Below are 12,538 nucleotides of genomic sequence, written 5' to 3' on the forward strand. Positions count from 1 at the left end.
TTCACCGCAAAAGTAAACTTTTTATAGCATTTGATTCATAATAAATATATAATAAAAGTATTGATACAAAAAATTACTAATTTTGTGTCGTTATGATTGAACAACTTCACCCTCGAATTATCGAAAACAAAGACTGGGCGACACTTTTATTTGTGTTGACCTTTGCTGTTGTGGCTATTACTAAATCAGCATATGAAACTAGATTTAGCGAATTTAGCAAGCTTATTTTTTCAGACAAATACGCAAAAATATATCGCGACAACAACCACCTAAAAAGCAGTTTTACGGTTGGTTTGTTTTTTGTTCAGGTTATTTCGTATGCTTTTTTCATTCAGTTGACCATGCATATTTTTTCAGAAGATCCTAAAACGGGAACTTATAGTATTTTAAAAACCGACTGGATTTTGTTTATTCAGATCGCTACATTGCTGCTTTATTTTATTTTGGCGAAGTTTTTAATCGAAAAAATCATTGCAACTTCATTCAACATCGATGAGTTTGCCGACCTTTTTAACTTACAAAAAGTTACTTACAGAACTTATATTGGCGTTTTAGTGCTTCCTATTAATGCTATTTTATTTTATTATGACAATATTCCTAAAATTATACCGCTTGCAATCATAGGTATTTCGCTATGTATCAGCCTCTACTCCTATTTTATTTCAATAAAAACATATCAAAACGTAATAATCAGCAAGTTATTTTATTTTATTTTATATCTTTGCGCTCTTGAAATAGCACCTTATTATTTTCTTTATTATTGGATTACAAAAGGGAGTGCTTAGAAAATGTTTATAATATGAAAGTGAAAACAATTTTGGTGTCACAGCCTGAACCTAAAGTGGAAAATTCTCCTTACTTTGAGCTCCAACAAAAACACAAAATAAAAATTGATTTCAGACCATTTATTCATGTGGAAGGGGTTAATGCAAAAGAGATTCGATTACAAAAAATCGACCTTAATCATTATACTGCTATAATTTTGACAAGCCGTAATGCGGTGGATCATTTTTTTAGAGTAGCTGATGAGATGCGTTATAAAGTCCCTGAAGGATTGAAATATTTCTGCCAATCTGAAGCTGTTGCATTTTACCTGCAAAAGTATGTCGTGTATAGAAAACGTAAGATTTACGTTGGAGCAAAAGATTTTGCAGACTTATCACCTCTTATCAAAAAATACAAAGACGAAAAATTCCTGCTTCCGGCATCTGACCAATTGAATGCCGATGCTCCTATAACGTTAAACAATCTAAAAGTAGACTGGGCACAAGCTGTTTTTTACAAAACGGTAATGAGCGACTTATCTGACCTTGCAGATGTTTATTATGATGTTTTAGCATTTTTTAGTCCAACCGGAATAAAATCATTGTTTAAAAACTTCCCGGACTTTAAGCAAAACGATACCAGAATCGCAGTTTTTGGAAGCACAACTCAAAAAGAAGCTCTTGACCACGGTTTAAGAATCGATATTCTTGCTCCAACTCCTGAAACTCCTTCTATGACAATGGCTTTAGAAAAATACATCGCAGAAGCAAACAAAGGAAAATAATCCTTTTTTTAAATTATAATATTTTTAAATTCCAAATTTCAACTTTACCGTTGAGATTTGGAATTTTTTATTTTAAATCACTTTGGATTTTAAGTATCTAAACACAATCATTGTCATCCGGAACGAGGGATCTCCGCGACTAGCTCGACAAAGATAGACAACTTACTTTACGGAGTTTCTTGCGGAAATCCCTCGTTCCTCGGGATGACAAAAATGCGCATAATAACTTTGAACTTAAACATTTGTCAAAGTTCTCTTCTGTCTTTATTTAAATTTAACATTTTAAGAACTTCTCTTTACTTTCTTAATCTCTTAATGGTAAAAAAAAGAAAAAAAACTCAACGCTGAGTAAAATAATTCAAATCTTGATTTTTCAAATATTTTAAAGTTTTATTCCTAAATTTGATTTCTATTATAAACCAAATCATCAAAATAAGTTTCAAACCACAACTATGAAAATCAACTCCCTTTTAATCGAAATTGACGGTATCGACAAAGAAATCCTTCGTTACTTAATGGACGATGCCCGAAAACCTATTTTACAAATTGCTAACAAAATAGGCATTTCCGGAGCTGCAATTCATCAGCGCTTGAAAAAACTGGAGCAATCTGGCGTTATTTCCGGCTCTAAGTTTACTGTAAATCCAAAAGTTTTAGGTTATAATACCATGGCGTTTATTGGCGTTTATCTGGACAAAGCTTCGAGAAACTCTGAAGCCGTAAAAGATTTAAAAAAAATTCCTGAAGTTTTAGAATGTCATTATACCACCGGAAATTGGTCGGTTTTGATTAAAATCATTTGTCGCGACAACGAACATTTGATGCAGCTATTGAATACCAAAATTCAGGCTATTGAAGGAGTTTCAAGAACGGAGACTTTTATTTCGTTAGATCAGCAGATTGACAGGCAGATTCAATTGTAAATTTGATAATGTGTCAATTTGATAATGAGATAATTTTTAAACTTTATGACAAACATTAGACCCGAAATTAAAACCATCCTGTTTTTTATATTTTACTTTGTAATAGCATTTATTGCAGAGAAAACAAGCCCAAGCGGTGTTTGTACACCAGGATTTGGCTTTTTATTGTTTTTACTTTCAATACCGGTGAGTATAATTTATTCTTCAAGTCTTTATTACAAATATTATAAATCAGAAAACAAACAATACTTAAACTCAATTTATATTATATCCGGAATTTGGGTTTTACTATTTATCTTTTTAAGCCTTAGCAATTCATAAAAAAAACCCGATTAGTTTAAAACTAATCGGGTTCAATATCATTATCTCATTATCTCATTTCCTAATGATCTCATTTTAATTCCTTCTGCTTCCGGAATAAATCGAGATATAGTACAACAGCGTTGCAATAGAACCAATTGCAGCAACTACATAAGTTCTTGCAGCCCATTTTAAGGCATCTTTTGCACCGGCCTGCTCTTCCTGTGTCAGCATATGTTTATTTTCTAACCAGGCAAGTGCTCTGTTACTCGCATCGTATTCTACAGGCAAAGTTATGATGGTAAACAATGTTGTCGCGGCAAAAATCACGATTCCTACCAATAGTAATTGCGGAAAAGTCCTGATCATTAAAATTCCGGCCAGCAAAATCCATTGCACATAGTTTGATGCAATACTAACGACTGGCACCAGTTTAGAACGCAGAGTCAGCCATTCGTAACCTATAGAATGCTGAACTGCGTGACCACATTCGTGCGCCGCAACAGCTGCTGCAGCCGCATTACGATGATTGTAAACTGCCTCGCTTAAATTTACTGTTTTATCTGATGGATTATAATGATCTGTTAATTGTCCCGGAGTCGAGATTACTCTAACATCAGTAATTCCGTTATCAGCCAGCATTTTTTCGGCAATCTCGGCACCACTCATTCCGTTTCTTAACTGTATTTTCGAGTATAATTCAAACTTACTTTTGAGCTTTGAACTCACTAACCAGCTGAACAACATAATTGCTCCAGCAATAATTAAATATCCACTTCCCATATTTTTACTTTTATTTGATTGATTATTAAAGTTACAAAAGAAACTGCAATTTCTGAACCAAATTAAAAAAATGTCATTTTGGCATTTAATTCAGTAAGTTATTCTTAATCAGAAATGCAATTAGTTCTGCCACATTTTTAGTCTTATATTTTTGTAGAATATTACGCCTATGCGTTTGCACCGTTAGAAAACTCAAAAACAATTCATCGGCAATTTCCTGGGTCGATTTGCCTTTTGAAAGCAATAGTGTAATGTCTTTTTCCCTGCGACTTAAACTCGGAATATGCTCAAAATCATCAGACAAAGGCTGACTTATAATCGTTTTAACCTCATCGCTAAATACAATTTCACCTTCGATCGCTTTATCAATACAATTTTTAAATTCATCAAACGAAGCGCTTTTTAGCACGTAACCGTTTCCGCCATTCTGAATAAATTGCATCACCAGACTTCTTTCTGACTGACTGCTCATCCCGATGATAATTATCTGCGGATATTTTTGCTTGATTGTTTTACAAAGATCAACACCATTAATTAGGGGCAAAAAAATATCCATTAAAATTAAATCGACCTGATTTTCCTCGATATAATCAACAAGCTTTACACCAGATTGTAATTTTTCGACGATCTCGACCGTTTCAAAATCCGACAACAAACCTGAAATTCCTGATATCACAATAGGATGATCATCTACTATTACCGTTTTATATACTTTATCCATGTTATGCTGTTTCGTTTTTTACTTTCAATTCAATATAAGCCGAAGTTCCTTTGTTTACTTCACTTTCAATTTCTAATTTTCCTTTCAGGATTTCGACACGATTTTTAATATTTCTCAACCCCATTCCATTGTTGTTTTTATCCATAATATCAAAACCAACTCCGTTATCTTCGACTGTAATAAAAAAAGTATCTTTATTTTGAGAACAGGACACCAGTATTAGGGATGCATCTGCGTATTTTAAAGCATTATTCAACAATTCCTGAATGATCCTGTAAATTACAATTTCGTAATTCTTTGGTAAATTTGGTTTTTGGATCAAATACTGAAATTCAATTTGAGTTTTGGCATTTGAATTTGCCATGCATAAATCCCGCAAAGCATGTTCTAAACTCAGTTTAAGCAAACTCTCCGGCATTAAATTCTGAGAAATATTTCTTAATTCCTTGATCGATTTGTCGAGCAAATTATTTACTTCCACAGCACTTAATGCATTTTCTTTCTCAGCCAGTTTCAGATGAATTTTAAGTCCGGAAAGCATACTACCCAACCCGTCATGTAAATCTCTGGCAATTCTTTTTCTTTCTACTTCCTCACCTTCAATGAGAGCATTAGAAACCGACAATTTTTGTTGGTCTTCAAGCGAAGTCAATTCCTGTTCGTGATTAATTTCTTTTTGAATGCTTAGTTTTTTCTGATTATTGTTTAAGATCCACAAAAACAAAACAATTAGAAACAACAGTACAGACAATACTGCAAACAAAATAGTATTCAGTCGATTGTTATTGACCAACAAAGCGGCTTTTTCGTTTTGCGATTGCAGCAGATTTATCTTTTTTTCATTTTCGGCTTTTTTATATTTTGCTTCGAGTTCTACAATTTCACTTTTAAACTTAGTATCATTCAGACTATCATTGATCCTGTTCGATTTATTGGCATAGAAATAAGCCTTATCATAATTTTTAGTCGCATTATAAACTTCAGACAGCTTGTTATAATAATTTTTCTGATCGACAATAAAAGGTGTTTTCTCTAAAAGATACTCCAGATTAGCTTTGGCTTTTTCATAATTTTTTAATTTAAAATTTACTTCGTACTCCGCATATTTCAGCCTGTTTAATGCAATTTGGTTTTGATGCTTTTCTGCCGATTTAATTCCTTTTTCGTAACTCTCTAAAGCAATTGTGTTTTTATTTTGTTTCGAATAATATAATCCTTCAGCATAAAAATAAGAATCGTTTAAGTTCGACTCAGGGAAATTTTTTAATGTCGAAAATGCCTTATCGAGTACTTTTTTGGCGTCATAAAAATGACGTAATTCTACCAGGTTTTCGGCATTAATAATATAAGTTTCCATTCTTGACTCGGCAAGCGTTGGCGATTTTTTAATAGCCCTTTCAATATACATCTGGGCTTCACTTAAATATTCGCTTGCTTTTTCACGCTCATTATTATTCATAAAAATAATCGCAACAGCTTTATACAAACCACTTATAAGTTCATAATCACGACTTTTTTTGGCAACAGGAATAGCTTCATTAATTAGCAGTTTCATATAAAGCTTTTCATTATTCTTTCGTTGCTGCATGATTCCATAATTCTGCAGGATAATTGCCCTGATTCGAAATGCTTCAGTATTATAATACTTTTTTAGTTTATTATTCCCATCGAGTAATGCTTTTTCAAAACCATCAGCATCACCTTTTTCTAAAAAACTATATGAATTATAAAATATCCCTGCATCGTTTAAGAACGGATATTTGCTTTTTAGTTTATTGGCCTGCTCTAAATATTCTTTTGATTTTTTAGCATCCTGAACCATCAAATACAGCTTAGACAACTTAAAGCTATACAAACATTTAATACTATCTGACTTTGTGTTTTTAGTGATTTTAGCAATACTGTCTATATAAACCGAATCATCATCAAGAGAAAGAATTACCTGCGAATGCGAAACAGCAGATAAAAATAGAAAAAGTGTAAATAAGTAGATTTTCGTCATAACGTGGTATTTATTCAAAAATATCAAATAAAAAAATGTTTAAAAAGAAATTATATCACTTTTACCTGATATCAGGTAATACAAAATGCATTTTATCAGGTATTGCCATCTCATTCATAAGCGTCTAATTTTGTTTTAAATGAATGTTAACTAATAAACTATATTATGAAATCTATTTTAAAAACTTTAGCGATTGTATTCGCTCTTGCTTTTACAGCAGGATCTTGCAGCAGCGATAACGATAATGACTCGGAAACAGTTACAGCTTCAAGAGATGTGAAATATGAAATTACAGGAAATTTTACAGGAGAACTTGACGTAACTTATATGGAAAAAAGCGGCGCTCCATTAATTGAAGATGTTCCTGCATTACCCTGGACAAAAGAATTTACAGCCAATACAGATTCTGACGGAGCTTTAGTTCACACAAGTGGTCTTGGCGGTGTTGCCGGACAAACGGTAACTGCTAAAATTTATGTTGGAGGAAAAGTGGTTTCTGAATTAACCGGAATTGCAAATTCAGACGGAATTATTGTTGTACATCCGAAAACTTACATATTTCCGAGATAATTCTATTTTAGCTTAGATTTAATCCTTTTTGAAAATTAGAAAGCTTTGTTTGATCGACAAAGCTTTTCTTTTTTTTGAATAATAGCTTGGTTTTAAACGCTAAGTTCGCAGAGATTTACACAAAGTACGCGAGGGTATTTTGCGCGCAAAGACGTTGAGGCGCAAAGCTTTTTTTTGCAGTATTGTCAATTTTAATCCATCAGGCACAATCATAATCATCCATTTTGTCATCCTGAAAGGGGAAGGATCAAACTAGAAATTCCGCAAACAAAAATTACCAATCTTTGTAGAGCTACAAATGTGATCTTTCCTCCGTCAGGATAACAACTGTGTGCAAAAAAAAATCCCAAACCCCAATCGTAAAATTGGAATTTGGAATTTTAAATATTTAGAATTTATTTACCTCACAAGGTTAATAATTTTCCCCGGAACAATAATCACTTTATTTGGTGTTTTACCATCTAATTGTTTTAATGTCCTTTCGTCTTTCATGATGATTTCTTCGATTTGTGCTGCGGTTAAATCCAAAGGTAATTCGATTGTGAAACGCATTTTCCCGTTGAAAGAAACCGGATATTCCTTATTTGTCTCCACTAAATGTTTGGCTTCAAAAACAGGAAAATCAACTGTTGCAATTGAAGTTGTATGTCCTAATTGTGACCATAATTCTTCAGCAATATGCGGTGCGTAAGGCGAAACCAAAATCGCTAACGGTTCTAAAATCGCTCTTGAATGACAATTTTGAGCAGACAATTCGTTCACACAAATCATAAATTGAGAAACCGAAGTATTGAAAGAGAAACTCTCGATATCTTCTGCTACTTTTTTAATGGTTTTATGCAATGATTTTAAGTTGTCTTTTGTTGGTTCGTCGTTGTTTACGATTAAACCGTTATTTTCATCAAAATACAATCTCCATAATTTTTTCAAGAAACCAAATACGCCTGAAATTCCGGCAGTATTCCAAGGTTTTGCCTGCTCTAAAGGACCTAAAAACATTTCGTACAAACGTAATGTATCGGCACCGTATTCATTGCAAATATCATCTGGAGTTACTACATTATAATATGATTTCGACATTTTTTCGACTTCACGGCCAACAATGTATTTTCCGTTTTCATCCAAAATAAATTCGGCAGTATTAAAATCTTCTCTCCAAGCTTTGAACTTTTCAAGATTCAATTCATCCGAAGAATTTACGAAATGAACATCAACACGAATTGGCTGTACACTCTGTCCTTCAATTTTATTTTTAGATACAAATGTATTTGTTCCTTCCAATCTATAAACATAAGCCGTCGTTCCCAAAATCATTCCCTGATTGATCAGTTTTTTGAATGGTTCTTCAGTTGGAGCAAAACCTTTGTCTTTTAAGAATTTGTTCCAGAAACGAGAATACAATAAATGTCCGGTCGCGTGTTCGCTTCCTCCAATATATAAATCTACGCTTTCCCAATATTTTAACGCTTCCGCGGAAGCGAATCTATCTTCGTTATGCGCATCCATATAACGCATCCAATACCATGAACTTCCCGCCCAACCTGGCATGGTGTTCAATTCAAGAGGGAAAATTTCGAAATTATCAACCAAATCAGTATTAACAACTTCATTGTTTTTAGTGTCCCAAGCCCAGATTGTTGCGTTTCCTAACGGAGGCAAACCATCTTCGGTTGGTAAATATTTTTCTACTTCAGGCAAAATAATTGGCAAATGTTCTGCAGCAATCATTTTCGGTAATCCGTTTACATAATAAACAGGAAAAGGCTCTCCCCAATAACGCTGACGGGAGAAAACAGCATCACGCAAACGGTAATTTGTTTTTCCGGTTCCCTGACCTATTTTTTCTAATTCAGCAATTGCTTTTTGAGTTGCCTCTTTATAATTTAATCCGTTTAAGAAATCAGAATTGGCGATTTCAACATTGTCTTTAGATCCGTAAGCTGCTTCAGAAATATCAACATTTGCGAAGATATTCTTGATTTCCTGCATTCCGTTTTGACCTTTAAAGAAATTAGCAAAAGCATAATCTCTTTCGTCTCCACAAGGAACCGCCATTACAGCGCCAGTTCCGTAACCTGCCAAAACATAATCACCAATCCAAACCGGAATTGCTTCTTTTGTAAAAGGATGCTCAGCGTAAGCTCCGGTAAATACTCCAGAAATCGTTTTTACATCGGCCATACGTTCACGCTCTGAACGTTTTGCTGTTTTTTCGATATAGGCTTCAACAGCATTTTTTTGATCTGCTGTTACAATTTTAGCTACCAAATCATGTTCTGGCGCCAAGGTCATAAAAGTTACTCCAAAAATGGTATCAGGACGAGTTGTAAATACATCTATTACTTCATCGTGATTTTTTACCTTGAAAGAAACCATTGCACCAACAGATTTCCCAATCCAGTTTCTTTGCGATTCTTTTATCGATTCACTCCAGTCAATATCATTTAAACCTTGCAACAAACGCTCTGCATAGGCAGAAATTCGCATGCTCCATTGTGTCATTTTTTTACGAATAACCGGATATCCGCCACGTTCCGAAACTCCGTTTACAATTTCATCATTTGCCAGAACAGTTCCTAAACCAGGACACCAGTTTACTTCGGTTTCTGCCAAATACGTCATTCTGTATTGCAAAAGGATTTTTTCTTTTTGATTTTCAGTATACGAATTCCATTCTGCTGCAGTAAAAATTGCCACATTATCATCGCAAACGGCTTCGACCAAAACATTTCCTTCTTCTTCAAAAACTTTTACAAGCTCTGAAATATCAAACGCTTTTCCTTGTTTTCTGCAATACCATGAATTGAATAACTGGATAAAAATCCATTGTGTATGTTTATAATAATCAGGATTTGACGTACGAACTTCCCGGCTCCAGTCAAACGAAAAACCAATTTTATCCAATTGTTTTCTGTATCCTGCAATTTGTTTTCCTTCTTTATCTACTCCTCCATCAATATTTACGCGCGTCGTATCTTCAGGACGTTGTCCGGTTTGTATCGCGTATTGCTCTGCCGGCAAACCAAAACTATCGTAACCCATTGGGTGCAAAACATTGAAACCCTGATGTCTTTTGAAACGAGAATAAACATCTGAAGCAATATAACCCAGCGGATGCCCTACGTGCAATCCGGCTCCAGATGGATAAGGAAACATGTCCAGAACATAATGCTTTGGTTTTTCAGAATTGTTTGATGCAGCAAAAGTTTGGTTTTCAGCCCAATATTTCTGCCATTTTTCTTCGATTTCGTTTGGATTGTATTTCATTCTAAGTGACTAAGATTCTAAGTTACTAAGGTTCTAAGGCTTTTCACTAAATTAATTATTGGCGCAAATTTACATTTATTGTCGTTTGTACCAAAGCTATTTCGTTGACAAACAAATAAAATAACAAAATACGTATTTTTAATTAAGTAAAAATACGTGATTTTGTACTTTTGTATTTAGGATAATATCATTTTTTGCTAAAACAATTGCGAAGCAATAAAGTTCCGGAGGAAAGACCCATATTTTTAGGACTGGACTTCAGTCCAGTTTAAAATAAAGAATAATAATGCCTATTTTTGAATAGCATTAAAAAAATCAAAATGGCTGACAGCAAAAAATACAAAGTTGAAGTTCGGGTTTGGATTGAAGAAACTGAAGGAGCTTTTCTTGGAATTGGAAAAATTTGGTTATTAGAAAACATTCGAAAAACCGGCTCAATTACCAATGCTGCTAAAGAAATGAAAATGGCCTATCGTCAGGCCTGGCAATTGGTAGAAGAAATGAATCAGCGTGCCGAAAGTCCTTTGGTCGAAAAACTTCTGGGCGGAAAAGGCGGCGGCGGTGCAAGACTTACCGAAGCCGGAGAAAAAGCCATTACTGTTTTCTACGAAATTGAAAAACGCATTAAGGATTTCGTTCTAAAAGAAACCCAAAATTTAAAATTTTAAAACTCATTATTTTGTTTTAAAATTACCTTTAAAAAAGAATTTAAAACCTCGCGAACTTTTCGGTTATTATTTTTAGAAAATAGCAGCAAAACGTAGACCGCGTTTTCAACTGTGAGAATAAGCACAAATAAACCGCACAATAAAATTATTGCAAATCAAATCCTTTTTTATCCATGTTTTCATGAAGTAAATCTGTTTTATCCACGTTAAAATTAGACGCTGATTTTACTGATTCGCTAAAGCGAAAACGCTGATAAAAACGGATTTTCAAATTATTTTCTTGACTTAATAGTATTGACCTCTAGATCGTGGCTTTGCGGGATGAAAACAGAAAAAGCTTTGCTGCCGAAGCTTCGGGATTGCGTAAAACTTGACGCACTTTGTGATTAAATAAACTTTTTATTCAACATCTAATTGTACATTTATGGTACTAAAGTTAAAACTTTGATCGTTATTAACTTCAAATAAAGAAATTCTTTATTATTTTTACCACATAATTTAAGCAAACTATGAGTTCTAACTTTGATAAATTTCAAAAGCGCAGGTTAATTTCCTCTTATTTTTCGGTTGTATTAAGTGTATTTCTGGTTTTATTCCTTTTAGGAGTACTGGGATTATTCATTATCAATTCTAAAAAACTGGCCAATGATTTTAAAGAAAAAATTGCTATGACAGTTTTCTTTAAAAACGAAGCCAATGATAGCGTGATAAAAGCATTCGACACTGAATTGAAAAGAGCGCCTTTCGCAAGATCTTATGTTTATGTTACCAAAGACAAAGCAGCAAAAGAGCATACTGATATTATTGGAGAAGATTTCCTGACCTTTTTAGGAGAAAATCCTTTATTAAATTCATACGACATTCACTTAAAAGCAGATTATGTCGAGAGAGACAGTATTGTGCAAATCGAAAGCAAATTACGCAAAAACACTATGATTGAAGACATTGTTTACGACAAACAATTGGTAAATCTGGTAAACGACAACATCAAAAAAGTAAGTATGTGGATTTTGATTATCAGCGGTTTTCTTGCTGTAATCGCTGTCTTATTAATCAATAGTTCTTTACGCTTATCGATTCATTCTAATCGATTCATCATTAAAACCATGCAAATGGTGGGCGCAACAAAATCGTTTATTCGTAAACCTTTTGTAACCCGTAGTGTAAAATTAGGAATGTTAGGTGCTGGATTGGCTATAATTGCCTTAATTGGTGTTTTATTTTATGTTGAAACCAATTTTCCCGGTTTAGGAATTTTAGAAGACAAAGTATTAATCGGATTGGTATTATTAGCCGTTTTTGGGCTGGGCATTTTAATAACCTGGGTAAGTACGCATTTTGCAACTCAACGTTTCCTGAATTTAAGAACAGACGACCTTTACTAAAAAAAGTATTCAGTCACAGTTTTAAGTCTACAGTAAAAATAAATAGTCTTTGACTTCAATCAGAGAGACAAAAAAATAAAAATGAAAAACAATAACAATACAGAACAACAACAGCCGCAAAAACAAGAATTCCTTTTTGAAGGTATTAACTATAAAATTCTATTAATTGGAATTGGCGTTATTGCCCTTGGTTTTATATTAATGTCTGGCGGAGGAAGTAAAGATCCTAACATTTTTAATGAAGATGTTTTTAATTTCAGACGTATTCGTTTAGCTCCAACAACTGTTTTAATTGGTTTTGGAATTGCAGTTTATTCTATTTTCAAAAAATCTAAATAGACTTATTTTAGACTTTCTTAGACTGCTTAGA

Annotated in this window: 12 protein-coding genes; 8 read left to right on the plus strand and 4 right to left on the minus strand. The window is 33.6% G+C overall.

Annotated elements, in window-relative coordinates; translation table 11 throughout:
- Positions 1-92: 92 nt before the first annotated feature.
- The 4 genes from FLP_RS05970 to FLP_RS05985 all read left to right on the plus strand — a co-directional run bounded on the left by FLP_RS05970 (position 93) and on the right by FLP_RS05985 (position 2,793).
- Positions 93-785, plus strand: coding sequence for a DUF4271 domain-containing protein (locus tag FLP_RS05970; RefSeq protein WP_065448610.1), 693 nt, complete (start codon positions 93-95; stop codon positions 783-785).
- Between the two features lie 14 nt (positions 786-799).
- On the plus strand, positions 800-1,549 hold the full coding sequence (locus FLP_RS05975) for a uroporphyrinogen-III synthase (RefSeq protein ID WP_041518659.1): 750 nt from the start codon (positions 800-802) through the stop codon (positions 1,547-1,549).
- Between the two features lie 452 nt (positions 1,550-2,001).
- Entirely contained in the window at positions 2,002-2,472 is a 471-nt protein-coding gene (locus FLP_RS05980; RefSeq protein WP_007811264.1) for an Lrp/AsnC family transcriptional regulator, read from the plus strand.
- A gap of 45 nt (positions 2,473-2,517) precedes the next feature.
- Positions 2,518-2,793: a hypothetical protein gene (locus FLP_RS05985; protein WP_065448611.1), complete on the plus strand. Its 276-nt coding sequence runs from the start codon at positions 2,518-2,520 to the stop codon at positions 2,791-2,793.
- Between the two features lie 75 nt (positions 2,794-2,868).
- On the opposite strand, the gene FLP_RS05990 is transcribed toward FLP_RS05985, so the two are convergent.
- From FLP_RS05990 to FLP_RS06000, 3 genes are all read right to left on the minus strand, one after another.
- A complete protein-coding gene (locus FLP_RS05990; protein ID WP_065448612.1) occupies positions 2,869-3,555 on the minus strand; it encodes a zinc metallopeptidase in 687 nt (228 codons plus the stop codon).
- Positions 3,556-3,640: 85 nt separating this feature from the next.
- Entirely contained in the window at positions 3,641-4,276 is a 636-nt protein-coding gene (locus tag FLP_RS05995; protein WP_065448613.1) for a response regulator, read from the minus strand.
- A 1-nt stretch (position 4,277) separates the two neighbouring features.
- Complete coding sequence (locus FLP_RS06000; RefSeq protein WP_065448614.1) at positions 4,278-6,278, minus strand: tetratricopeptide repeat-containing sensor histidine kinase; 2,001 nt, start codon at positions 6,276-6,278, stop codon at positions 4,278-4,280.
- Between the two features lie 165 nt (positions 6,279-6,443).
- Between FLP_RS06000 and FLP_RS06005 the strand changes: the two genes are divergently transcribed.
- Complete coding sequence (locus tag FLP_RS06005; protein WP_065448615.1) at positions 6,444-6,848, plus strand: MmpS family transport accessory protein; 405 nt, start codon at positions 6,444-6,446, stop codon at positions 6,846-6,848.
- A 399-nt stretch (positions 6,849-7,247) separates the two neighbouring features.
- On the opposite strand, the gene leuS is transcribed toward FLP_RS06005, so the two are convergent.
- Positions 7,248-10,115, minus strand: a complete 2,868-nt coding sequence (gene leuS, locus FLP_RS06010) for a leucine--tRNA ligase (protein ID WP_065448616.1) — start codon at positions 10,113-10,115, stop codon at positions 7,248-7,250.
- Between the two features lie 320 nt (positions 10,116-10,435).
- On the opposite strand from leuS, the gene FLP_RS06015 reads away from it, so the two are divergent.
- The 3 genes from FLP_RS06015 (at position 10,436) to FLP_RS06025 (ending at position 12,507) form a co-directional block, all read left to right on the plus strand.
- Positions 10,436-10,783: a winged helix-turn-helix domain-containing protein gene (locus tag FLP_RS06015; protein ID WP_065448617.1), complete on the plus strand. Its 348-nt coding sequence runs from the start codon at positions 10,436-10,438 to the stop codon at positions 10,781-10,783.
- Positions 10,784-11,292: 509 nt separating this feature from the next.
- Positions 11,293-12,168, plus strand: coding sequence for a cell division protein FtsX (locus FLP_RS06020; protein ID WP_065448618.1), 876 nt, complete (start codon positions 11,293-11,295; stop codon positions 12,166-12,168).
- 81 nt (positions 12,169-12,249) lie between these two features.
- The gene (locus FLP_RS06025; RefSeq protein WP_065448619.1) at positions 12,250-12,507 is read left to right on the plus strand and encodes a DUF3098 domain-containing protein; all 258 of its coding nucleotides are present in this window, start codon (positions 12,250-12,252) and stop codon (positions 12,505-12,507) included.
- The last annotated feature ends 31 nt before the right edge of the window (positions 12,508-12,538 follow it).

Source organism: Flavobacterium piscis (assembly GCF_001686925.1).
GTDB classification, from domain to species: Bacteria; Bacteroidota; Bacteroidia; order Flavobacteriales; family Flavobacteriaceae; genus Flavobacterium; species Flavobacterium piscis.